Source organism: Stenotrophomonas sp. LST15-1-1.1, from assembly GCF_040815575.1.
Classification (GTDB): Bacteria; Pseudomonadota; Gammaproteobacteria; order Xanthomonadales; family Xanthomonadaceae; genus Stenotrophomonas; species Stenotrophomonas lactitubi_B.
The window spans coordinates 485,901-509,226 of the sequence record NZ_JBFPNJ010000023.1 but is presented as its reverse complement, the minus strand read 5'-3'; the positions used below and the strand labels follow the sequence as shown (position 1 = coordinate 509,226).

Sequence of the window (23,326 nt, the reverse complement as noted above, 5' to 3'; positions counted from 1 at the left end):
AAGAAAGGCCCAAAAGAGCGCTTGGCGGACTAACGCCCGCCCAGTACGCCGCGCAGTTGGCGACGAAGAAAGATAACATCAGCACCGGACTCTAAACCCGCCCACTACTCAAGCCGGGGGGACGTCGCACTCAAGCCAAGCGCACAGCGCGCGTGCTGCTGGCGGAGTGCCGAGCACGCCGGAAGGCAGCTGGGTCATTCGTCAGTAGTGAGGACCGAGACCTACACCCGAAAGCGCAAAGGGGATCGCGTGACCCCAACCAAGTGATTTTGAGGAAAACATCGGCGATTGCGGAAAAAACAAAGGGCTCCGGATCGCTCCGAAACCCTTCTGTCGCAATGGTGGGCCGTGATGGATTCGAACCATCGACCAAAAGATTAAAAGAAAGCTGGCGATTCCTTTGAAAACAACCGGTTGCGCCGCTCTATTTTTCCGCCCGCCGAGCGTGGAACCATTGCTGGTCCTAAGCTCACTCGACAATTTTTCCGGCGTCTCAAGGGATATGCACGGGATCCACGACCAAGACTCCACCGTTTGACTCCGGTTACCGAGCCGTTGGCGAACTGGTGTGCCGCGACGTACGACCATTGTGAGCGTGCGGGCGGGGACGGCAATGAAAAAGGCGCCCAGCAGGCGCCTCCTCACAATCCAGCAGCAAATCAGGAGCGCTGCACGTTGGAATCCAGCCACGCCTGCACGCCCTGTAGCTCGGCCCCGATCTTCGCATTGAAGGTTCGCTCCACATCCCACGCAACGCCCCTCCCTTGGGCAAAGGCCGCGCGATACTTCTTTATCATGTTGCCCGGGTCGTTAGCCAGTTCCTGCATGAGCTGGGGTACACCCCAGATCGTCAGCTCGAAAGGTTCGCCGAACGCCTTCTGCAGAATATCCGGAAGGTCACCGTAGCGGATGGTGTCACCTGCCAGATACACGATCTCGTTGCGGATCGCAGGTGTGTGGAACACGATGCGCGCTGTCATTGCGCCGATGTCATCCGGCGTGGTCAGGGTGACAGCGTTGCTCGCCGAGCCCAGTGCGTTCACTTTATGCCCAATCAGGTCGACCACGCCGAAGTCGGGCTCGAAGAGGTAGCTGGTGAACATCCCAGTGGAGATGATCACCCAGTCCATCGCAGTCTGCGAACGCAGATACTCGCGCACGTCCAGCTGGGCGTCGAACAGATCCTGGGGGCCACCGCGCCCAATGGCATCGAAATCGACACCGAACTGCCAAGGGAAGTAGCGGGGAATACCAGACTTCACCGCCGCACGCGCAACCTTCATTGGCGTATCGCGGCCTGCGGCATAGCCGGTGCATCCAATCACTGTGTCGAACTGCGCGAAGGTAGCCGCCAACGCTTCTACTGATTCAGTCACCAGATCACCAGCAACGATATTCACCCCCAAGGCGCGGATTTCATCGACCACCCGCTGCTTCTCCGGCAGTGCTGAGTCGATCGACGCCGCCCGTAGCATCACACTGATCCGTGTGCCTGGATGACTTACGGCCAAACGTGCAAGGTTCCGGATGACAGGCATTCCAAGCTCGCCTGCGCCAAGCACCAGGATCGACCGTGAGGGGATAGTGCTGATATGAGATGACATTGAAATCGCCTTGTGTGTGTACGATGGCGGCGATTCTGCTCGCCTAATGGCCCACACGTAAGAAGGCACATCGATGATACCGACCGCACCGTTCATGAGTCCGGAAGAACTCCTAAGGCATTCTCAAGCCATATGCGACGGGATGAGCGAGGACGAAGATGGACTGCGCCGGGAGGTTTTAGCGCACGCTGGTAGCCGCTGGTCCCTGGGTATCATCCATGCGCTTGGCGTGTATGGAACGCTGCGTCATGCCGAGGTCGCGCGACGGATGAAGGGAATCACCCAGCGCATGCTTACGCGCACCCTCCGGCAATTGGAACGGGACGGGTTGATCAGCCGGCAGGATTTCCGCGAAGTACCGCCACATGTGGAGTACAGCATCACAGCGCTGGGCAAGGACCTACTTGTACTGATGATTCCCATGTGGACATGGGTAGTGGCTCATGCGGAGGAATTCCGCCAATGCCGGCAGAATTTTGATTCTTCAGACGGGAAATGATGAGGTAGGCCAGCAGCGGCGCCGGCAGGTAGCTTACCCACTGGGGTGAGGCTCCAGCGCGTCATCACCGAGGTATTCGCGTCTAGGTCACATCCGACGCCAAGCGTTTGGCCTTGCATGGGCTACAACACCGGGGCGTCACCGACGGCGACAGCAAGACCGCACGTGGTCACGTCACCGAAGAGATGCGACAGCGCTACGACCACGAACTGCCGGTGGTTCAACCGCCTCACAAGCCGCACGTGCTTGAGCGTGGAACCACTTAATTTTTCCGGAAATATGAAAAAGGCGCCGCAAGGGCGCCTAAGTCGTTGATGCAATTGGTGGGCCGTGATGGATTCGAACCATCGACCAAAAGATTAAAAGTCTTCTGCTCTACCGACTGAGCTAACGGCCCATGCAAGGCCCCGGCCTTTCGGCGGGGTGGGCATTCTACCGTACTTTTCGGGGCTGGGTGAAGCCGGAGATCCACGAGGTTGCCGACCAGCGGCCGCCACTACCCCGGCTGCGGGCCTCTAAACCATTCCGCCACGCGCCGCATCTCACCTGCGACCCTGCCCCGGAGCGATGGATGCGCCTGCCACTGCCGCTGATGCTCGCCCTGCTGCTGCCATTCGCCACCTCTGCGGCATCGCCTACACAGGTGCGGACCGACGATATCGACCGCTTCTGGGCTACCTACGATGCCGTGCTTGCCGAGCCCGATGCCGCGCAGCGGGTGGTCCTGGTCCAGCAGCGCTACATCGATCCAGGCAGTCCCGGCCTGCATGCGCTGATGAAGGTGCGCAACTACACCGCCGCCGAGTACGCCGACGCAATGCTCGCCTGGCCGCGCTTCTGGGCCTCGGTGCGGCCGCTGACCGCCAACGCGCAGCAGGCCAGCACCACGCTGGAGCGGGATCTGGCGGCGTTCCGCGAGCTCTACCCCGCCCTGCGCCCGGCAAGCATCACCTATGCGGTGGGCGTGCTGCGGACCGGTGGCACCACACTCGGCAACCAGGTACTGATCGGCGCGGAAATGGCACTGGGCGATGCAAGCGTGGATGTCAGCGAACTGCCGGAGCCGTTGCGCAGTCGCCTGCGGATCTTCTACGACAGCCGTCCGGGCGCGAACAACGCACAGAACAACCTGCACGAGTACGTGCACACCCAGCAGCGCGAGACCACCGGTTCGCTCGCGCAGTACGCGGTGCGCGAGGGCGTGGCCGAGTACGTGGCCGAGCGGATCAGTGGCCGTCGACCGGCGCTGCCGCTGTACATCTATGGGCCGTTGCATGAATCGGAGATCCGCACTCGCTTCATCACCGAGATGGACGGCGATGACCTGGACAACTGGCTGTACAACAGCGCCCGCAATGCGTTCGGGGTGAGCGATCTAGGCTACTACGCGGGGTATCGCATCGCGCAGGAGTACATGCGCCAGCAGCCGGATGAGCAGGCGGCGATCGCACGGATGATCGAGCTGGATTACGAGGATCCTGCAGCGGTGCGTGCGTTTATTGACGCGTCGGGATGGTTGCGGCAGCGGTAGCGCCTGGCCATGCCTTGCGGGTCAGGGAGTGCGAACCAACGGTTCGCACCCACCAGCGTCAGACCTCCCCCGGCGGATCAGCCAGCGCGAACCAAGGTTCGCACCCACCGAGGGAGCGGTTGGCACCCACCGGGGTGGAGTTCGCACCTGCGGGGGAAGCCGGCCAGCGGCCGGCACTACCAGAGGCGATCAGGCGTACAGCGTCGGGTCGGCCACACCGGCTTCGGTGAAGCCCTGCGCGCGCAAGCGGCAGGCGTCGCAGTGGCCACAGGCGGCGCCGTTGGCATCGGCGTTGTAGCAGGACACGGTCAGGCCGAAGTCCACGCCCAGGCGCACGCCTTCGCTGACGATCTGGCCCTTGCTGAGGAACTGCAACGGTGCATGCACGGTGATGCCCGCGCCTTCCACGCCCGACTTGGTCGCCAGGTTGGCCAGTGCCTGGAAGGCGGCGATGAATTCAGGGCGGCAGTCCGGGTAACCGGAATAGTCCACAGCATTGACGCCGCAGAAGATGTCGTTGGCACCGAGCACTTCGGCCCAGCCCAGCGCCAGCGACAGCATGATGGTGTTGCGCGCCGGCACGTAGGTGACCGGGATGCCCTCGCCGCCCGCCTCGGGCACGTCGATGTCGTCGGTCAGCGCCGAGCCGCCGATGCTGCGCAGGTCCACGTCCACGGTCTTGTGCACGATCACGCCCTGGGCCTTGGCCACGCGCGCGGCCGCATCCAGTTCGGAGGTGTGGCGCTGGCCGTAGCGCACGCTCAGGGCATGCACGGCGAAGCCCTGTTCCTGGGCCATGGCGATGACGGCGGCTGAATCCATGCCGCCGGAGAGAAGCACGACTGCCTTCTTCATGGGTAAATCATCCGGTTTGGGGGAAAAGCCAGCACGCTGTCCCGCGCCGGAACTACATCAAGGAACAACGGACGGGCTCAGCGGCCCGGTTCGTCATTCCAGAGAATCTTATGCAACTGCATCTGGAAGCGCACCGGCAGACGGTCTTCCACGATCCAGTCCGCCAGCTGGCGGGCAGTGATCTCGCCCTTGCTGGGCGAGAAGAACACCATCGTGCGCTGCACCAGCTGGTGCTCGACGACCGTCGCCTTGGCCCAGTCGTAGTCCTCGCGGTTGCATATCACGAACTTGATCTGGTCGCGTGTGGTCAGCAGCGGCAGGTTCTCCAGCCGATTGCGCGCGACCTCGGCCGAGCCGGGGGTCTTGATGTCGACCACGCGCGATACGCGCGGATCGACCGCGCTGACGTCCAGCGCACCGGACGTTTCCAGCGACACATCCAGGCCGGCATCGCACAGCTTCTGCAGCAGCACCAGGCAGCGCTTCTGTGCCAGCGGCTCGCCGCCGGTCACACAGACATGGCGCACACCCTGGGCCAGCACCTCGGCGACGATGTCGTCGATGTCCCACCAGGTGCCGCCGTGGAAGGCGTAAGCGGTGTCGCAGTACTGGCAGCGCAGCGGGCAACCGGTCAGGCGCACGAACACGGTCGGCCAACCAGCGGTATCGGCTTCGCCCTGCAACGAGGTGAAGATCTCGGTGATCTTCAGGCGCGGCAAGGGTGATTGCACGATCTCGCTGGGCGTGGCGACGGCGTTGGACGGAGTGACGGCGGTCATGGCAGACAATTCTTCATGGGGCGGGCGACGGATGTCTCGGCGCCGGAAACGAAAGCAGCCGAGCATGGGCTCGGCTCTACAGGAGGCTGCCGGGAGTCAACCCAGCGCCAGGCGGCGTATTGTACGCCCGGTCAGCTGATCAGCGGATCTGATTGCCGAGGCGGATCGATTGCAGGCGGTCCTGCGCGGTTCGCGCGGCATCCGAGCCCGGGTATTGCGCCACGACGGTCTCCAGCGTCTGCTGGGCCTGGTCGACCTTGCCCTCGCCATACTGCGAGAGGCCGACCTTGAGCAGGCCACCTGCGGCCTTGTCGTGGGTGGGATAGCGCGAGAGCAGTTCGCGGAACTGGGACTCGGCCATCGGGAAATTGCGGGTGGCGTAATAGCTCTCACCCAGCCAGTACAGCGCATTGGGGGCGTAGACGCCGTTCGGATACAGCTCCAGGAAGCTCAGGAACAGCTGCGCCGAATCATCGTACTTGCCTGCCTTCAACGCATCGAAAGCCACGTTGTAGGACGTGCGCTCATCACCGGTGACGGCCAGGCTGCCCGGGTCACCATGGACGGAGGGCGGCCGCTCGGAAGTGGCCGCCGCTGCGGGTTTTGCCGGGGCTGCAGGAGCCTTCGGCGCGCTCGCCGGAACAGCAGGCAGGGCCGGGGCGGCAGAGCCCCCTTCCAACCGGTTCAGGCGGCTGTCCAGATCCAGATACTGATCCTGGGCGGACTGCTTGAGCTGGGCGTTGTCGTGCTGGAGTTGCTCGATCGAGGCCTGCAGGCTGGTGACCTGCTGCCGCAGCTGATTGATCTGGTTCAACAGGTCCTGGTTGGCACTGTTGTTGTACATCTGCTGCTCGAGCGAACCGACGCGGTCGGCCAGGCTCTGACGTTGTGCATGCGCCGGTGCGGCAGCCACGAGGGCTGCCGCAACGACCAGCATCAGTTTGATGCCAAGGCGCATGGATTACTGCGCGGTGTAGACGATTTCGACGCGACGGTTCTGCGACCAGCAGGACTCGTTCGACTCGGTGCAGACCGGACGCTCTTCACCGTAGGACACGACGGTCAGCTGCGAAGCCGAGCCACCGTTGGCCTGCAGTGCCGAGTTGACGCCGTTGCCACGACGCTCGCCCAGGGCCTGGTTGTACGCGCGCGAACCGCGCTCGTCGGTGTGGCCCTGCAGGGTGATGCGCGAGGACGGACGGTCACGCAGGTACTTGGCGTGGCAAGCCATGATGGCCTGGAATTCCGGCTTCACGTCTTCCTTGTCCAGGTCGAAGTAGACAACGCGCTGGCGCAGGCAGGCATCGGTGTCCAGGTCGCCCGGGCCGTACAGGCCGGAGGTGGACGGACCGGTCGGGGTGGTGGTCGAGGTGCCGGTATCGACCGGAGCCGGGGCTTCTTCCTTGACCTTCTTCGAGCAACCGGCCAGGACGGCCACAGACAGCAGGGAAACAAGCAGAACGCGGGTGGACTTGTTCATGGCGATACCTTTGTGGCTCCTAAGCCGATGAGGGGTTCAATACAGAGAAAATATTAACACTCTTTTAGCGCTGGGTACGGTAGGGGGACCATGCCGGCTCGCGCACATCACCGTCTGCCAGAACCAGGCGCTGGCGCACGCGCGCATCGGCCGAGACGGCGTACAGCACACCACGACCACCCTCACGGGCGGCATACAGCACCATGCTTGCGTTGGGCGCAAAGCTCGGCGACTCGTCCAGCGAACCCGGCGACAGCGTGCTCCAGCGGGGCGAACCCAGCGAGCTGTCCATCAGCGCGATCTTGTAGCTGTTGCCCGAACCCTGGGCGACGGCGATCTTCTTGCCGTCGTAGGAGACCGAGGGCTTGGCGTTGTAGTTGCCCTGGAAGGTCACGCGCTCGGCGCTGCCACCACCGGCACCGACCTTGTAGACCTGCGGGCGACCGCCGCGGTCGGAGGTGAAGTACACCGCGCTGCCGTCCGGAGCCCAGGTCGGCTCGGTGTCGATGGCGAAGTGGTTGGTCAGCTGGGTCAGCTGCTTGCTGCCCAGATCCATCACGTAGATTTCCGGGTTGCCCGAGCGCGACAGGGTCAGGGCCAGCTTGCGGCCGTCCGGCGAGAAGGCCGGGGCGCTGTTGATGCCGCGGAAGCTGGTGACCAGTTCACGGGCGCCGGTGGAGATGTTCTGGATGTAGATGGCCGAGTTGCCACGTTCGAAGCTGACATAGGCCAGCTTGTTGCCATCCGGGCTCCACGACGGCGACAGCAGCGGCTCGGCCGAACGCACGATGGTCTGCGGGTTGAAGCCGTCCGAATCGGCGACCATCAGCGCATAGCGCATGGCGTCGCCCTTGCCGCTGGCGGTCACGTAGGCGATGCGGGTCCAGAAGGCGCCACGGATGCCGGTGATCTTCTCGTAGATGGCGTCGGCCATCTGGTGGGCGACGTCGCGCATGGCATTGCCGCGTGCGGTCATCGCCAGGCCCAGCAGGCGCTCGCCCTTGGGCACGTCGAACAGTTCGTACTCGACGCGGTAGGCGCCGGCACCGGCGTCCATGACCCGCCCGACGACGATGTAGTTCTGCTTCAGCGCGCGCCAGGTGGCGAACTGGATGTCGCCGCCACGGGTCGGCTTTTCGACGATCTGCGCTTCGGGCAGCGTGCGGAACTGGCCCGAACGTTCGAGATCGGCACGGACCACGCCGGCGACGTCGGTCTGCGGAGCGCCGGACGAACCCTGGTAGGGCATCGGCACGATGGTGATCGGAAGGGCGGAGGCGTTGCCGCCGATGATGTCGATATCCAGCCCCTTCTGCTGCGCGACGGCAGCAAAGGGCAGCAACAGGGCCGCAAACACGGCAAGCCAGCGAGGCATCTTCTTCATGGAGCGCTCAAATAGGGGGAACCGGAACGAGGGATAACAAAACGGCAGTGAACCGCTTCGCAATCATGAACCAAGGGTACGTGAATTCCGGGTCAGTGCCAGCCGGGTGTCTCACATGCCGTTAACGTCGCGGCCAACTTCCATGCGGATGACTCAGCTCAAGCATGGCTCGGTCGGCCCCGCACGATCCACAGTCAAAGGCGTCACTGAAGGACGGGACAGCCCTGAAAGGGCTGCCCTACGCCTGCGCCTCAGCGATCCTGGGCGGTGAAGGTGAAGTTGATCGTGCGCGTGAATACCTGCTCGAAGCCACGGTATGGCAACGGCTGGGCGTTGAGCACGGCGGCCTCGATCGAGCGCTTGCCGGCCTCGTCGAACGGGCAGCCGGCGCTGACCGTAGCACTGCGGACCGTTCCACCCGGCAGCTGGTTGATGGTGATCTGGCAGCGTTGGCCCAGCGGCACGCTGTCCGGACGCACCCACTGCGCCAGCACCTTGGCCTGGATCGCCGCCGCGTACTTGGCAGACAGGTCGTCACTGCTGCCACCACCACCGGCGGCCGGCTGTGCGGCGCCGCTGGCACCGGCAGCGGCCGTGCCCGCGGCATTGCGCGCGGCGGCAACCTGGCGCAGCTTCTGCTCGGCCAGCTTGGCTTCCTTCTCGGCCTGCTCGCGGCGGGCACGGATGTCGGCGATCTTCTTCTGCTTCTCGGCTTCAGCCTTGTCGGCAGCCAGACGCTCCTGCTCGGCCTGCTTTTTCTTGGCGTCCGCTTCCTGCTGCTTGGCCAGGCGCAGCTTCTGCTCGGCCTCTTCCTGGCGCTTGCGTTCGGTCAGGTCGATCTGTTCCTGGCGGCGCTTGGCTTCCTGCTCCTGCTTGGCCTTTTCCTGCGAGATCGCCAACGCGCTGACCGCGTCCTGGTCCTTGGTGTCAGGTTGCGCCACGCGCTCCTGCGCCTGTTGCTGCTGCGGCGTCGGCGCGTCCTGCGGGCGCGGCTCTTCAATCGGCTGCGGCGGCGGGATGGTGTCTTCCGGCACCGGGATCGGCTCGGCCACCGGCGGCGGCAGGTCTTCCAGCTTCTCCGACTGGCGCAGGGCCTGGCGCGCCGCGGCGGCTTCGGACGCGGACAGCGCCAGGCTGGCCTCGACCGAGGGATCGCCTGCGGCGGCATCGGTATTGCGCTGCGGTGACCACAGCCAGGCGCCGATGAAGATCAACGCGACCAGCAGGTGCACCAGCACGGCCAGCACCAGCGGCTGGCCCCAGCCGGGTTCCTGCTTGTGCGGTGGCGGCAGGGCGTCAGCGTGCATCGGTGGCCAGGCCTACCTTGTCCACGTTGGCGCGCTTGATCACGTCCATCGCCGCGATGACCTTTTCATAGGCCACGGCACGGTCGGCGGCGACGATCACGCGCACTCCCTTGTCCTGCGCGGCGATGCCGGACAGGTGACCCTGCAGTTCCTCGGCGGTGACGGCGGTGGGCTCCTTGGCGTCGGGCAGCTTCAGGCTGAGCTGGCCGTCCTGGCGCACCGAGACGATCACCGGGTCCTGCTTGCTTTCCAGTGCCTTGGCATTGGAATTGGGCAGGTCGACATCGAAGCTCAGGGTGAGCAGTGGCGCGGTGACCATGAAGATGATCAACAGCACCAGCATGACGTCGATATAGGGAACGACGTTGATTTCCGATTTCAGCTTGCGGCGCTTGCGGCGACCGATGGCAGCGGACATGGCTTGGACTCCCGGGTCTGGCGCTTACTCGTCGCCAGCGCTCTGGCGCTGCAGGATCGAGCTGAACTCGTCGGCGAAGGTCTCGAAACGCACCGACATGCGCTCCACGCGGGTGGTGAAGCGGTTGTAGGCCCACACCGCCGGGATCGCCACGAACAGGCCGATGGCGGTAGCGAACAGCGCTTCGGAAATGCCCGGGGCGACGGCGGCGATACCGGCCTGGGCACCGCTGCTGATCATGTCGTGCATGGTCACCATGATGCCGAACACGGTACCGACCAGGCCCACGTACGGGGCGGTCGAACCGATGTTGGCCAGCAGTTCCAGGTTGCGTTCGAGCTGGTCGACTTCGCGGGTGTAGGTGGTGCGCATCGCGCGCTGGGCGCCTTCCAGCTGGGCACGGCCATCCAGACGGCGCTTGTCGCGCAGGCGGGTGTACTCGCGGAAACCGGCTTCGAAGATCGCTTCCAGGCCGCCGACATTGCGGCTGCGGTCGGTGGCCGAGCTGTACAGCTTGCCCAGGTCGGCACCGGACCAGAAGCGGTTCTCGAACTCGTCGGCTTCGCGGGTGGCCTGCTTGAAGATGCGGGCCTTGCGGAAAATGATCACCCAGCTGACGAACGAGCCGACCAGCAGCGCCAGCACGATGATCTTCACCGGCAGGCTGGCCTTGGCCATCAGTTCGAGGTAGTTGATGCCGCCGCCGGTGGTGGCCTGGGCAAGGGTCTGGGTCGCGGCATTGCTGACGTCAGCCGGCAAAGCCTCGGTGACCGTGGCCTGCAGGGCCAGGAGCGTTGCGATCATCCGTTGTTCCTCAAGAGTTCTGTTCGGATTCGGGGTGGAGGTGGGGTTGCAGCGCGACAAGGACTGCATCGTCCATGCCACGCGGGCGGAAACTGGCCGCGTCCAGTGCGGCGATGCGGACCTGCGCGGACAGCAGCAGCTGGCCGTCGCGCAGGACCTGCTGGTCGAAGACCATGCTGGCCTTCTTCAGCTGGACCAGGGTGGCGCTGACCTGCAGCTGGTCATCCAGCCGTGCCGGCTTGATGAAGTCCATCTGCATGGAGCGCACCGCGAAGACCATGCCGTGCTCGGACCGCATGCGCTCCTGGCCGTAGCCCAGCGCACGCATCCATTCGGTCCGGGCCCGTTCCATGAAGGCCACGTAGCGGGCGTGGTAGACCACCCCGCCAGCGTCGGTATCTTCCCAGTAAATGCGTGTCGGCCAACTGAATCGGGGTTCAACCGAGGGTTCAACCGACATCGGGGACCTCGGCAAACAGGTCCTGCGGCGGGTTCTTCGGCTTCAGGCCCATGTGCCGGTAAGCCTTGTGGGTGGCCATGCGGCCACGCGCGGTGCGCACCAGGTAGCCTTGCTGGATCAGGTACGGCTCGACCACGTCTTCCAGCGTGCCGCGCTCTTCGGACAGCGCTGCGGCGAGCGACTCGATGCCGACCGGACCACCGTCGAAGTAATCGACCATGGTCTTCAGCAGCCGGCGGTCGAGCTCGTCGAAGCCTTCCGGGTCGACCTTGAGCATCTGCATTGCGGCCTGGGCCACGGTCTGGTCGATGTGGCCACCGGCCTTGACCTGGGCGTAATCGCGCACGCGGCGCAGCAAGCGGTTGGCGATACGCGGGGTGCCACGCGCGCGGCGCGCGATCTCCCCTGCCCCGTCGGCGGTGCAGTCGATGGCCAGGATCGCGGCCGAGCGACGCACGATGCGGGTCAGTTCTTCGACGCTGTAGAACTCCAGGCGCTGGACGATACCGAAGCGGTCGCGCAGCGGTGCGGTCAGCAGGCCGGCGCGGGTGGTGGCGCCGATCAGGGTGAACGGCGGCAGGTCGATCTTGATCGAGCGCGCCGCAGGGCCCTCGCCGATCATGATGTCGATCTGGAAATCTTCCATCGCCGGATACAGCACTTCTTCCACCACCGGCGACAGGCGATGGATCTCGTCGATGAACAGCACATCATGTGGCTGCAGGTTGGTCAGGAGCGCGGCCAGGTCGCCGGCCTTTTCGATCACCGGGCCGGAGGTCACGCGCAGGGCCACGCCCAGTTCGTTGGCGATGACATGGCTGAGGGTGGTCTTGCCCAGGCCGGGCGGGCCGAAGATCAGCACGTGGTCCAGCGCATCGCCACGACCCTTGGCGGCCTGGATGTAGATCTCCATCTGCTCGCGCACCGGCACCTGGCCGAGGTAGTCGGCAAGTCGCTTGGGTCGGATGCTGGCGTCGGCGGCGTCATCCTCGCGGGTGGCGCCGGCGGCGATGATGCGGTCGTCGGTCATGTGCTGATTATGCGGCAAAAACGGGGGAATTCGGCCGGGCTGCGCCCGGCACCCGCAAGGGCCAAAGCAACGGCAACAGCCGAAGCAAGAGCAGAGGCAGGTTTTCCGGGGATGGCGGGGTGGGTCCGGTTGCGGGGGACGCTGCAAGTACATCCCTGTACGCTCGGTCGCCGCATCCATGCGGCTCACGCCCCCGCAACCGGACCCACCCCGCCTTCGACAGATCGCTGCGATCTGCCGGAATGGCATGGCCCGCTCTTGGTGGGTGTCGACCTTGGTCGACACAGTAGATCCACGCCATGCGTGGATGGAACTGGATGACACGAACATGGGGTCAGAGCCCTTTTCCTTAGGAAAAGGGATCCGACCCCGCGCGGTCAGATCTCCACCTGCGCGCCCAGCTCTACGAGGCGGTTGCCCGGAATCCGGAAGAAGCCCGTCGCGGGGGCGGCGTTCCTGTGCATCAGTGCGAACAGCTTGTCGCGCCAGATCGGCATGCCGCGGTTGGCAGTGGCGACGATGGTTTCGCGGCTGGCGAAGAAGGTGGTGTCCATCGGGTCGAAGTAGATGCCGCCGTGGTCGCACGAGCGCATCAGCGCCAGCGGCACGTCGGGGGTCTCCATGAAGCCGAAACGCACGTAGACCCGGTAGAATTCATCGCCCACCGATTCGATCTTCAGGCGCTGCCCCTCCGCCGCGTACGGCACCGGCAGGGTCACCACATGCAGGAACACGTTGCGCTCGTGCAGCACCTTGTTGTGCTTGAGGTTGTGCATCAGCGCATGCGGGGCCACGGTCGGGTCGGCGGTGAGGAACACCGCGGTGCCGGGTACGCGTACCGGCGGTGCCAACATCAGGCCCGGCAGGAAGGTGTCGATGCGGATGCCGTCCTTGCGGATTTCATCGCGCAGCAGTTCGCGGCCACGGCGCCAGGTGCGCATCATGGTGAACAGGAAGATGCCCAGCACCACCGGGAACCAGGCACCCTGCAGCAGCTTGGCGCCGTTGGCGATGACAAAGCCAAGATCGATGACGAAGAACACCACGCACAGCGGCAGGATCCAGTTGCGCGCCTTCGGCCACAGCGAACGGGCGACCAGGGCCAGCAGCAGGGTATCGATCAGCATGGTGGCCGACACCGAGATGCCGTAGGCCACGGCCAGGTTGGACGAGCTGCGGAAGGCCAGCACCAGGCCGATCACCATCACCGCGATGCCCCAGTTGATGCCGGGAATGTAGATCTGGCCGATGGTGTCGTGCGAGGTGTGCTTGATGCGCATGCGCGGGATGTAACCCAGCTGCATGGCCTGGCGCGAGACCGAGAACGCGCCGGTGATGACCGACTGCGAGGCGATCACCGCCGCCATCGTGGCCAGGATGATCATCGGGTACAGCGCCCACGACGGTACCGCTTCGAAGAACGGGTTCTTCACCGCCTCGGGGTGGTTGAGCACCAGCGCGCCCTGTCCCAGGTAGTTCAGCACCAGGCACGGCAGCACGAAGAAGTACCAGGCGTGGCGGATCGGCTTGGCACCGAAGTGGCCCATGTCGGCATACAGCGCCTCGCCACCGGTGACCGCCAGCACCACCGCGCCGAGGATGAAGATGCTGTGCCAGCCGTGCTCCATGAAGAAGCGGATTGCCCACCAGGGATTGAACGCTTTCAGCACTTCCGGCGCATCGACGATGTTGTAGATGCCGATCGCCGCCAGCGAGATGAACCAGATCGAGGTGATCGGCCCGAACAGCTTGCCGATCTTCGCGGTACCAAAGCGCTGCACCGCGAACACCGCCAGCAGCACCACCACGGTGATCGGCACGATGAAGGCATGCAGCCCGGGGGCCGCCACTTCCAGGCCTTCGACCGCGCCCAGCACCGATATCGCGGGCGTGATCACGCCGTCGCCGAAGAACAGCGAGGCGCCGAAGATGCCGAGGATGCCCACCACGTAGGCCGAGCGTGACCCGTTGCGCAGCGTGCGCTGGGTCAGCGCCATCAGCGCCATGATGCCGCCCTCGCCGTCATTGTCGGCGCGCATGATGATGGTCACGTACTTCAGGGTAACCACGATGTTCAGCGCCCAGAACGCCAGCGACAGCACGCCCAGCACGGTGTCATGGTCGCTGCTGAGCCCGTAGTGCGGCGAGAACGCCTCCTTCAGGGTGTACAGCGGGCTGGTGCCGATATCGCCGAAGACCACGCCGATCGCACCGATGATCAGCGCCAGCCCCCCGGCGGGGGGAGCGTGACCATGGCCGCCATGGGCGGCGGTGTGCGGGGTTTGACTGCTGGACATGGGGCTCCTGGCGAAGCTCAGGGTGTAATGGGAAAGGAAACGGCGCGGCTCAGCGCAGCGCCGACTGCAGGGCCTTGCGGATGACCATGGCCACTTCGTCGCCCTCGTTGAAGGCTTCGCGCGCCATCCGCGCCGCCTCGGTCGGCTTGTAGCCCAGCTGCTGCAGCGCCACGGTGGCATCGGACAGCGGGTCGGCGGGAGCCGGGCCACTGCCGGTCGGCAATGCGCCACCGGCGCCGAACTGCGCCGCGCGGTCACGCAGTTCCAGCACCATGCGCTCGGCGGTCTTCTTGCCGATGCCGGGAATACGGGTCAGCGCAGTGATGTCGCCGGCCTGGACCATGCGCGCGAATTCTTCGACGGTGACGCCGGACAGCACGGCCAGCGCGATCTTCGCGCCGATGCCGCTGACCCTCTGCACGTCGCGGAACAGGCGGCGCTCGCCTTCGCGCAGGAAGCCGTACAGCGAGACGCTGTCTTCCTTCTGCGAATAATGGGTATACAGGGTGACCTCACGGCCCAGCTCGGGCAGGTCGTAGAAGGTGCTCATCGGCGCCTCCAGCTCGTAGCCCACCCCGTTGACGTCCACCACCAGCCACGGCGGCGCCTTGTAGGCGACGATCCCGCGCAGTCGACCGATCATTGCGTGCAGCTCCTCATTTGCGGCCCCACGCCTGGCGGGCAGTCAGCCCCAGGCGGTTGGCCGTTGCCCTTACGTGGGCATGGGTGATGGCCACGGCCAACGCGTCGGCCGCGTCGGCCTGCAGCTTGGTTTTCAGGTTGAGCATGAGCCCGACCATGTGTTGAACCTGTTGCTTTTCGGCGCCGCCACGACCGACCACCGCCAGCTTGATCTCGCTGGCGGCGTATTCGTGCACCGGCAGGTCGCGCAGCACCACCGCCGAAATCGCCGCGCCACGAGCCTGGCCCAGCTTCAGCGCCGAATCGGGGTTGCGTGCCATGAACACCTTTTCGATGGCCACTTCCTGCGGCTGGTACTCGTGGCACAGCTCGGCCAGGCCCAGCACCAGCAGCTTCATGCGCTGCGGGAAGTCGTCGGCCCCGAGCAGCACCAGCGGCTGGTGATGCACGTGGCTGACCCGGCCGCTGGCATCGACATCGATGATGCCGACCCCGGTCCGTTGTGAACCCGGGTCGATGCCGAGAATGCGGGTCATGCGGCACACACGCAGGTGCCGCTGATCCGGGAAGGACGCATGCGGCGGTGATGGCTGGAAACGTCTGGGGTCATCATGGTCCGCATTGTCCGCTCACCGGCCGCCAAAGGCGACCGGTGGAGCGTCCGTTCAGGCGTAGGCGTCCGCGCCGAGATCGGCGTTGGAGTACACGTCCTGCACGTCGTCGAGGTCTTCCAGCATGTCCAGCAGCTTCTTGACCTGCAGGACGGTGTCGCCCTCGACCTTGATGTCGTTGTCGGCGCGGAAGGTCAGCTCGGCATGGTCCGGCGTGCGGCCGGCCGCCTGCATCGCATCCTTGACCGCGTGGAAGCTGTCCGCGGCGGTGAGCACGTCGATCGCGCCATCCTCCGGGTAGACCACGATGTCATCCGCACCGGCCTCAATGGCCGCTTCGGAGATGGCGTCCTCATCGGCGCCGGCGGCGAAGTGCAGCACGCCCACGCGCTTGAACATGAAGCTGACCGAGCCTTCGGTGCCCATGTTGCCGCCGCACTTGCTGAACGCATGGCGGACATCGGCCACGGTGCGCACGCGGTTGTCGGTCAGGCAATCGACGATGACGGCCACGCCACCGGGCGCGTAGCCCTCGTAGCGGATCTCTTCGTACTCGACGCCTTCCAGTTCACCGGTGGCCTTCTTGATGGCACGCTCGATCACGTCCTTGGACATGTTCGCGGTCAACGCCTTGTCCACGGCCACACGCAGGCGCGGGTTGTTGTTGGGGTCGCCTCCACCGCCGCGGGCGGCGACGCCGATCTCACGGATGATCTTGGTGAAAATCTTGCCGCGCTTCGCGTCAGACGCGTTTTTGCGGTTCTCGATGGAGGGGCCTCTACCCATGGGTCTTTCCGTACGTGCGTTGATGGATAAGGCCGCGGATTCTACCTGATCGGGCCCGGTGACCGTGTCGAGAGCGGACAGGATGCGGCCGGGCGCGGCGCCCCGGTAGCGCCGGCCCATGCCCGGCGAGCGCAGCGGCGCTGGGTGACGTCGCTCAGGCCGCAGCGGCGTCCCGGCCATGGTCGAACTGGCCATGGCGGAGGAAATGCGCGGTCTGCCGCGCGGCATCGGGCGACACCACCAGGCCGCTGTGGCTGGTGCGCACCACGCAGTGGTCGGCCAGGCCCGGCAGGCGGGTCTCGGCCAGCGCCACGGTGCCGTCGGAATCGTCATCCAGCGCCCCCAGCAGGCTGCCCAGCCCATGCGGCACCGAGCCTGCGATCAGGCCGACCGCGGCCTTTCCCTGCCAATCCGGCAGCCCGTCAAGCAGCAGTTCGCTGCTGCGGCCCAGGGCCAGGCCCCAGCCATGTTCGGACAGCGAGCGCGCGGTGCCACTGCCGCGCAGTGGCGAACCCAGGCAGACCACGCGCTGCACGGGCAGCTGCGGCTGCCGGCGCAGGGCTTCCAGCGCCAGCAGGCCGCCAAGGCTGTGTCCTACCAGCGACAGCGGGCCTGCGTCTGCCAGCCGCGCCAGCAACTGCGGGACGGCCACATCGGGGCCGCCAAATACGGACGAGTAGCCAAAGGCATGGACCTGGAAGCCTCGCGCGCGCAGGCGCCAGGCCAGCGGCCCGACCCAGGCACGGGCATTCCAGATGCCATGCAACAGCAGAACGGGGGGAGTCATGTGCAACAGCCTGGCGGTCAGCGGGGCGGAACTACGGTGATTGAACAGAAGCCAGGGGCAAGCGGCAGTGAACGTCAGGCCACGCGCGGTGCACGGCGCAGGATGAACTCAAGGTCGTTGGTATCGCCCACCGGGAACAGGTACTCGCCGGCCTTTTCGAAACCATACCGGGCGTAGAAGCGCTGGGCACCGAAGTTTTCCGACCACACGCCCAGCCACAGCGTGCGCGGGCCATCGTGCTCCAGCCAGGCCAGCGCGGTTTCCAGCAGGCGGCTGCCCCAGCCGCAGCTCTGCTGCGTCTTGACCAGGTACAGGCGCTTGAGTTCACCGTCACCGGGCTTTACGTCCGGATGCGGAAGCCCGCAGGGGCCGGCGGCGGCATGGCCGACCGCCTCCCCATCCAGTTCCAGCAGCCACACCGCGTAATCGGGGTGGGCCAGGATCGTGCGCTGGCGTTCGACCGTGTAGGACGCGTCGATGAAGTCCTGCAGGTCCTGCGGCGGATACAGATGGCCGAAGGTTTCGGTGAACGTGCGCGCGGCCAGCGCCGACAGGGTCGGCGCATCGTCCACAGTGGCGCGGCGGATCGAATACATGGGTCGAGTTGACGTCAGGACAACGGTTCGGGTCAAGCCCGCTCCGCCGGTTCCTTGTCGTCTTCTTCCTCTTCCTCTTCTTCGTATTCCTCGTCGTCCTCTTCTTCCTCGCCTTCTTCCTCTTCTTCGCCTTCCTCGTCCTCGTCGTACTCTTCCTCTTCGTCGTCTTCGTAATCCTCGACGCCGAAGTCTTCACCGTCCCAGCGACCTTCGCCGTCGGCGACGAAGGTCAGGGCCATGGCCGACGGGTTGGTACCGACGCGGACCAGCCAACCACCGAAGACACGTGCACGCTCGGTGACCAGGTTGGCCTCGGAGCCTTCATTGCCCAGCTTTTCCCACTCCAGCGAAAACGCAAACTCGGTCATTGCCTGGATCTCCTGATCAGTTTTTCTTGGGGCGAACCTGGATGTGCACTTCGGCCAGCTGCTCGTCGACGATCGGCGACGGCGCGTCGGTCATCAGATCCTGTGCACCGGTGGTCTTCGGGAACGGGATGACGTCGCGGATCGACTCGGTGCCGGCCATCAGCGCGGCGATGCGGTCGATGCCGAAGGCGATGCCACCGTGTGGCGGCGCGCCGTAGTTCAGCGCGTCGAGCAGGAAGCCGAACTTGGCACGGGCTTCTTCGGCACCGATGCCGAGCAGTTCGAACACCGCGCTCTGCATGTCGGGGCGGTGGATACGGATCGAACCGCCGCCGATTTCATTGCCGTTGAGCACCATGTCGTAGCCGCGCGAAACGGCCGTCTTGGCGTGCGCGCGCAGATCGGCGATGTCGTCCACGGCCGGCGCGGTGAAGGGGTGATGCAGGGCGACGTAGCGCTGTGCTTCCTCGTCCCACTCGAACATCGGGAAGTCGGTAACCCACAGCGGCGCCCAACCGTCGGCGACCAGGTTGAAGTCCTTGCCGGCCTTCAGGCGCAGCGCGCCCATGAAGTCGGACACCTTGTTGTAGCCGCCGGCACCGAAGAACACGATGTCGCCGTTGCCGGCGCCGACGTGCGCCACCAGCGCAGCGAAGCCTTCTTCGCTGAAGAACTTCTGGATGGGCGAGCTGATTTCACCGGTGTCGCTCACCTTGATGTAAGCCAGGCCCTTCGCGCCGTACTTGGCGGCGTGCGCGGCGTACTCATCGATCTGCTTGCGCGACAGGCTGGCACCACCCGGGATGCGCAGCGCGGCGACGCGGCCATCGGCATCATTGGCAGCAGCGGTGAAAACCGGGAATTCGCTGGTCTTGACCAGTTCGGCCACGTCCACCAGTTCCAGCGCGATGCGCAGATCCGGCTTGTCCGAACCGTAGCGACGCATCGCCTCGGCCCAGGTCATGCGCGGGAAGCTGGCCTCCAGCTCGACGTCGACCACTTCCTTGAAGATGCCGCGGATCATGTCTTCGACGAAATCCTGCACGTCGCGCTCGCGGACGAAGGCGAACTCCATGTCCAGCTGGGTGAATTCCAGCTGGCGGTCGGCTCGCAGGGCCTCGTCGCGGAAGCAGCGCGCGATCTGGTAGTAGCGGTCGAAGCCGGCCACCATCAGGATCTGCTTGAACAGCTGCGGGCTCTGCGGCAGGGCGTAGAACTCGCCGGGATGCATGCGCGCCGGCACCAGGAAGTCGCGCGCGCCTTCCGGGGTGGCCTTGGTCAGGATCGGGGTTTCGATGTCCTGGAAGCCCTTTTCGTCCAGGTGGCGGCGCAGGGCCTGCACCAGCTTGATGCGGGTGCGCTGCATGCGCTGCATTTCCGGACGGCGCAGGTCCAGGTAGCGGTACTTCAGGCGGGTTTCTTCGCCCGGGTTCTCGTGCGCGTGGAACGGCAGCGGCGCGGCCTTGTTCAGCACGGTGATGGCAGTGGCGATCACTTCCACCTTGCCGGTGCGCAGCTTGTCGTTGACTGCGTGGCGGGCGCGCACGACGCCTTCCACCTGCAGCACGTCCTCATAGCCCAGGCTGGCGGCCACGGCGAACACTTCGGCGTTGTCGAGCTCCACCGTCACCTGCACGATGCCTTCATGATCGCGGAGATCGATGAAGCAGACGCCGCCCTGGTTACGGGCCACGTCGGTCCAGCCGGCGAGGGTGACAGTCTGGCCAATCAGGGTCTCATCGACCAGGCCGCAGAAGTGGGTACGCATGGGGGGAAAGCTCCGCTGGAGAACGCCGGCGCCTGATGGGGGCCGGAAAGCCTCTTATTCTGCGGCCGAGGCCCCGGCCGGGGCAAATGCGGACGGTCACGCGGGCTTGATCGCCCCGGTCCTTATAGTCGCGCACCTACTCCCGTATGGGGATGTCGCCATGAAACCGCAGTCCCTGGCCAGCCTGGCCGTGATCCTGGGTACCTTTACCGCGCTCGCCCTGCCCTCCGCCCCTGCCGCCGCGCAGGACGGGGTGGTCCGTTGCGAGAGCCAGAACAACCGCGAACGTGTCTGCAACACCGGCTGGCGCGACGCCCGGCTGGTCCGCCAGCTGTCCGGCTCGGCCTGCGTGGAGGGCCGCACCTGGGGCACCCGCAACGGCAGCATCTGGGTCAACAACGGCTGCCGCGCCGAGTTCACCCAGGGCCGCGGTGGCTGGGGGGGCGGCAACGGTGGCGGTTGGGGCGGCGGCAACGGCAACGGCGGCACCGTGCGCTGCGAAAGCCAGGACAACCGCGAACGCAGCTGCCCGGTCGGCTGGCGCAACGCGCGCGTGGTCCGGCAGATTTCCGGCACGCAATGCGTGGAAGGCCAGAACTGGGGCGTGCGCAACGGCGCGATCTGGGTCAACCGCGGCTGCCGCGCCGAGTTCGCCGAAGCCCGCGGTGGCTGGGGCGGCGGCAATGGTGGGGGCAATGGCGGCGGCTGGGGTGGCGGCAACAGCAACTACACCGTGACCTGCAGCAGCAACAACAACCGGCAGCAGAGCTGCAACTGGGACGACCGCCAAGGCCGGCCGGTGCTGCAGCAGCAGTTGTCCGGCAGTGCCTGCCAGGAAGGCCGGACCTGGGGTTACTCGCGCGGCAACGTGTGGGTCAGCAACGGCTGCCGGGCGCGCTTCGGCACGCGTTGAGGACAGGGTCGGATCCCTGGCCGACGGCCAGCGCTCTGCCCCTCGGGCGCGCGCAATGCTGGGGTCGGAGCCCTCCACAGGAGGGGGCCGACCCCGCAATCAGGGTGCCGGCGAAGCCTGATCGCCCCAAGGCGCCGGCGGCAGCGCGACCGGCTTGCTGAGGTCGAACTGGACCCGGAATCGACGGCCCTCCGGACGCGTCAGCTCATAGACGAAGCGCTGGTCCGGCTCGATCTCCATCGCCCACGTGTTGTGGGTTGAAGCCAGCATGTCGGCACGGCGGAACATCGCCACCGATTCGCCGTCGGCGGGGAACTGCTGGCGTTCGGCGGTGCCCGGCGGCTTGCTGTCGCCGCCATAAAAGGTGATCGCGTCGGGGCTGCCGTCAGCATGGCGGTGGTCGTGCTTCAGGCGCACGCCGTGCTCGGTGCGGGTCAACACCCAGGTGCGCGAATGATCATCGCCCACGTGGAACGGGATGCGCAGCTCATGCCCCGGGTCGGCACAGCCCCGCACATGCATCACCAGCTTCTTCCCGGCGAAGGGATCCTCCCCGGTCGGTGCCGGCGTGTCCTCCACCACCTTGCCCTCGTAGGCCTGGCCGCAATGGGCGGCGATGGCGGCCATGAAAGCATCGGAGGGCGCGGTCGCCAGATCGTGGTTGACCGTATGCGATGGCTGCGAGCAGGCGGCGAGGCCGAGCAGGGCGATGGCGGAAGCAGAAGCGGCGATCGATTTCATACCCCAACCCTAAAGGCCATGGCCGGTGGGCGCAAACCGGCGCCCCGGCCTGCGCTGCCCGACCGCTGTCCGCTCTTACGGGCGTAACCATACCTGGCAGCCGTCGATGGCCTGGCTGCGGCTGCCGGCGGTATGCCGGGCCAGAATCTGCGCCTGCCAAGCGGCGCGTTCCGGCGTGCTGCCGACCTGGTTGGGGCAATCGACCAGCGCAGCCAACGGCAGCCCGCCCAGCGCCGCGTCGGACCCGGCGAACGATTGCAGGGCCTGGTCCGAGGCCCAGTCCGGGATCATCAGCGCCCGGCGTCCTGCCAGATAGGGCAGTTCGGAGGACCAGTCCTGGCCGAACGCCACGATCACGCCGTTCTCCGGCGTGCTGGAGCGGATCAGCGCAGCGATCTGCGAAACCGTGGTCGGTTCGCGTGCTTCCTTCATGTTCTTCAGGTAGTGGGCCAGGCCAAAACCGGTGGACAGCACGCACAGCAGCACCGCCAGGGCCACCGCGCGCCGCGGCTTGCCGATGGCGTCGGCACGCAGCACCGCCGACCACAGCACCAGGCCGACGATCGAGGTGGCGAACACGATGTTGGCCGCCTGGTAGTAGGGATGAGCGATGTGCAGGTTGGTGAAGACCAGGAACGGTGCCAGGTAGGCCAGCAGCAGCAACGCGACTGCGGCGCGGATCCGGCTGATGCACAGGCCCGCGATGAGAAACACCAGGAAAATCCAGTTGGAGCCGACTGCGCCGGAGAAGCGCTTCTTGAAGACCGTGCCCCACCAGGTGGCCGGATCCAGGCGCTGCTGCAGGGTGCCGTAGTTCCAGCTGGACAGGGCCTCGGAGGTCACCTGCTGCCCCAGCGGTGACTGCGCCTTCAGCGCGTCAGCGTGCTGCAGCCACAGGGTGATGGCAACCAGAACCGCCAGTGCCGACAGCACGCCCCACGCCAGCAGCTTCCAATGCCCCAGCAGCCACTGCGGGCGCCAGCCGTGCTCGCGCACCGCCAGCCAGGCAAACGCCAGCGCAACGAACGCCGCGAAACCGAAGAACGTGGTTACCTTGACCAGGGCTGACAGTACGGCGGCCACCACAGCGAGCAGGCCGAGCCATGCAGTCGGGCGGTTGCGCAGGCTCCCCAGCGCCCAGACGAAGACCAGGCCGAAGAACACGGCCGTGGACTCCATCATCACCGAGCGTCCCCAGAACTGGGCGTACGGCGAAACCGCGAAGGCACCGGCAACGCACAGCGCCAGCACGCGGTCAGGACGGATGGCCAGCAGCGTGCGGTAGACCAGCCAGACGCAGCCGACGTGGAATACGGTGGACACCAGCCGGCCGCTGTTGTCGGCACTGATGCCGGTGGCGCTGGACAGCACCGCTGCCAGCCACTGGTAGAGCGGGAATTCGAAGGGGATCGACCACGGCGCACCGATCACCGGCGTCAGGTAGTCCAGCCACGGGCCACCGCGCACCATCCAGTCGATGGACAGCGCAGTCTGCGTCTGCCGGAATCCCGAAGCATCGACCGGGGGCATCGACCAGCTGTACCCGAACAGGATCAGCAGCGCGATGGCAGAGAACCAAAGCAGGATCCTGCCTGGCAGCAGTTTACGGTCGAGGTTCACGTCCTGGGTCACGCCTGCAGCTCCTGGGGTATCCAACGCACCAGGG

At 65.8% G+C, this 23,326-nt stretch carries 24 protein-coding genes and 1 tRNA gene; 3 read left to right on the top strand and 22 right to left on the bottom strand.

The features are described from left to right. Positions 1-659 precede the first annotated feature (659 nt). Positions 660-1,604 carry an aromatic alcohol reductase gene (locus MRBLST15_RS12570; protein ID WP_265953320.1) on the bottom strand — a complete coding sequence of 315 codons (945 nt, stop codon included), beginning with the start codon at positions 1,602-1,604 and terminating at the stop codon, positions 660-662. Between the two features lie 142 nt (positions 1,605-1,746). Here MRBLST15_RS12570 and MRBLST15_RS12565 point away from each other — a divergent pair, with 142 nt between their 5' ends. Further along, positions 1,747-2,103: a winged helix-turn-helix transcriptional regulator gene (locus MRBLST15_RS12565; protein WP_233614865.1), complete on the top strand. Its 357-nt coding sequence runs from the start codon at positions 1,747-1,749 to the stop codon at positions 2,101-2,103. Positions 2,104-2,424: 321 nt separating this feature from the next. Here MRBLST15_RS12565 and MRBLST15_RS12560 read toward each other — a convergent pair. Next, positions 2,425-2,500: transfer RNA gene (locus MRBLST15_RS12560), tRNA-Lys, on the bottom strand. 174 nt (positions 2,501-2,674) lie between these two features. On the opposite strand from MRBLST15_RS12560, the gene MRBLST15_RS12555 reads away from it, so the two are divergent. Beyond that, positions 2,675-3,634: a DUF2268 domain-containing putative Zn-dependent protease gene (locus MRBLST15_RS12555; protein WP_367786036.1), complete on the top strand. Its 960-nt coding sequence runs from the start codon at positions 2,675-2,677 to the stop codon at positions 3,632-3,634. A gap of 189 nt (positions 3,635-3,823) precedes the next feature. Here the strand turns inward: MRBLST15_RS12555 and queC are convergent, their stop codons facing one another. From queC to aspS, 18 genes are all read right to left on the bottom strand, one after another. Beyond that, the gene (queC, locus tag MRBLST15_RS12550) at positions 3,824-4,489 is read right to left on the bottom strand and encodes a 7-cyano-7-deazaguanine synthase QueC (RefSeq protein ID WP_100460128.1); all 666 of its coding nucleotides are present in this window, start codon (positions 4,487-4,489) and stop codon (positions 3,824-3,826) included. A gap of 77 nt (positions 4,490-4,566) precedes the next feature. After that, positions 4,567-5,268, bottom strand: a complete 702-nt coding sequence (gene queE, locus MRBLST15_RS12545) for a 7-carboxy-7-deazaguanine synthase QueE (RefSeq protein ID WP_367786034.1) — start codon at positions 5,266-5,268, stop codon at positions 4,567-4,569. Between the two features lie 139 nt (positions 5,269-5,407). Further along, a complete protein-coding gene (gene ybgF / locus MRBLST15_RS12540; RefSeq protein ID WP_088100990.1) occupies positions 5,408-6,226 on the bottom strand; it encodes a tol-pal system protein YbgF in 819 nt (272 codons plus the stop codon). Positions 6,227-6,229: 3 nt separating this feature from the next. Continuing rightward, positions 6,230-6,748: a peptidoglycan-associated lipoprotein Pal gene (pal, locus tag MRBLST15_RS12535; protein WP_025874668.1), complete on the bottom strand. Its 519-nt coding sequence runs from the start codon at positions 6,746-6,748 to the stop codon at positions 6,230-6,232. Positions 6,749-6,812: 64 nt separating this feature from the next. Next, entirely contained in the window at positions 6,813-8,132 is a 1,320-nt protein-coding gene (tolB, locus tag MRBLST15_RS12530; RefSeq protein ID WP_367786033.1) for a Tol-Pal system beta propeller repeat protein TolB, read from the bottom strand. Positions 8,133-8,383: 251 nt separating this feature from the next. Then, on the bottom strand, positions 8,384-9,439 hold the full coding sequence (tolA, locus tag MRBLST15_RS12525) for a cell envelope integrity protein TolA (protein ID WP_367786032.1): 1,056 nt from the start codon (positions 9,437-9,439) through the stop codon (positions 8,384-8,386). Beyond that, positions 9,429-9,857, bottom strand: a complete 429-nt coding sequence (gene tolR, locus MRBLST15_RS12520; protein ID WP_025874671.1) for a protein TolR — start codon at positions 9,855-9,857, stop codon at positions 9,429-9,431. Before tolR ends, tolA begins: the two co-directional genes overlap by 11 nt. A gap of 24 nt (positions 9,858-9,881) precedes the next feature. Further along, positions 9,882-10,661, bottom strand: coding sequence for a protein TolQ (gene tolQ / locus MRBLST15_RS12515; RefSeq protein WP_025874672.1), 780 nt, complete (start codon positions 10,659-10,661; stop codon positions 9,882-9,884). A 10-nt stretch (positions 10,662-10,671) separates the two neighbouring features. Next, the gene (gene ybgC / locus MRBLST15_RS12510; protein ID WP_265953314.1) at positions 10,672-11,121 is read right to left on the bottom strand and encodes a tol-pal system-associated acyl-CoA thioesterase; all 450 of its coding nucleotides are present in this window, start codon (positions 11,119-11,121) and stop codon (positions 10,672-10,674) included. Beyond that, positions 11,111-12,151, bottom strand: a complete 1,041-nt coding sequence (gene ruvB, locus MRBLST15_RS12505) for a Holliday junction branch migration DNA helicase RuvB (protein ID WP_059064880.1) — start codon at positions 12,149-12,151, stop codon at positions 11,111-11,113. Before ruvB ends, ybgC begins: the two co-directional genes overlap by 11 nt. A gap of 377 nt (positions 12,152-12,528) precedes the next feature. Beyond that, the gene (locus MRBLST15_RS12500) at positions 12,529-14,448 is read right to left on the bottom strand and encodes a potassium transporter Kup (RefSeq protein WP_265953313.1); all 1,920 of its coding nucleotides are present in this window, start codon (positions 14,446-14,448) and stop codon (positions 12,529-12,531) included. A 49-nt stretch (positions 14,449-14,497) separates the two neighbouring features. Beyond that, the gene (ruvA, locus tag MRBLST15_RS12495) at positions 14,498-15,091 is read right to left on the bottom strand and encodes a Holliday junction branch migration protein RuvA (protein WP_099818801.1); all 594 of its coding nucleotides are present in this window, start codon (positions 15,089-15,091) and stop codon (positions 14,498-14,500) included. 13 nt (positions 15,092-15,104) lie between these two features. Further along, positions 15,105-15,626, bottom strand: coding sequence for a crossover junction endodeoxyribonuclease RuvC (gene ruvC, locus MRBLST15_RS12490; RefSeq protein ID WP_089236563.1), 522 nt, complete (start codon positions 15,624-15,626; stop codon positions 15,105-15,107). A 129-nt stretch (positions 15,627-15,755) separates the two neighbouring features. Beyond that, positions 15,756-16,487, bottom strand: a complete 732-nt coding sequence (locus MRBLST15_RS12485) for a YebC/PmpR family DNA-binding transcriptional regulator (RefSeq protein ID WP_180165678.1) — start codon at positions 16,485-16,487, stop codon at positions 15,756-15,758. A 154-nt stretch (positions 16,488-16,641) separates the two neighbouring features. Then, the gene (locus tag MRBLST15_RS12480) at positions 16,642-17,274 is read right to left on the bottom strand and encodes an esterase/lipase family protein (RefSeq protein WP_265953312.1); all 633 of its coding nucleotides are present in this window, start codon (positions 17,272-17,274) and stop codon (positions 16,642-16,644) included. A 74-nt stretch (positions 17,275-17,348) separates the two neighbouring features. Beyond that, positions 17,349-17,870: a GNAT family N-acetyltransferase gene (locus MRBLST15_RS12475; RefSeq protein ID WP_265953311.1), complete on the bottom strand. Its 522-nt coding sequence runs from the start codon at positions 17,868-17,870 to the stop codon at positions 17,349-17,351. A gap of 32 nt (positions 17,871-17,902) precedes the next feature. Continuing rightward, a complete protein-coding gene (locus MRBLST15_RS12470; RefSeq protein WP_176019826.1) occupies positions 17,903-18,238 on the bottom strand; it encodes a DNA primase in 336 nt (111 codons plus the stop codon). Positions 18,239-18,254: 16 nt separating this feature from the next. Then, positions 18,255-20,006 (bottom strand): aspartate--tRNA ligase, encoded by a 1,752-nt coding sequence (gene aspS / locus MRBLST15_RS12465; RefSeq protein WP_265953309.1) that lies wholly within the window; start codon positions 20,004-20,006, stop codon positions 18,255-18,257. Between the two features lie 160 nt (positions 20,007-20,166). Between aspS and MRBLST15_RS12460 the strand changes: the two genes are divergently transcribed. Then, on the top strand, positions 20,167-20,919 hold the full coding sequence (locus tag MRBLST15_RS12460) for a DUF3011 domain-containing protein (protein WP_312704781.1): 753 nt from the start codon (positions 20,167-20,169) through the stop codon (positions 20,917-20,919). Between the two features lie 99 nt (positions 20,920-21,018). On the opposite strand, the gene MRBLST15_RS12455 is transcribed toward MRBLST15_RS12460, so the two are convergent. Further along, complete coding sequence (locus MRBLST15_RS12455) at positions 21,019-21,660, bottom strand: hypothetical protein (protein ID WP_312704782.1); 642 nt, start codon at positions 21,658-21,660, stop codon at positions 21,019-21,021. A gap of 75 nt (positions 21,661-21,735) precedes the next feature. Next, on the bottom strand, positions 21,736-23,292 hold the full coding sequence (locus MRBLST15_RS12450; protein WP_367786031.1) for an ArnT family glycosyltransferase: 1,557 nt from the start codon (positions 23,290-23,292) through the stop codon (positions 21,736-21,738). Between the last annotated feature and the right edge of the window lie 34 nt (positions 23,293-23,326).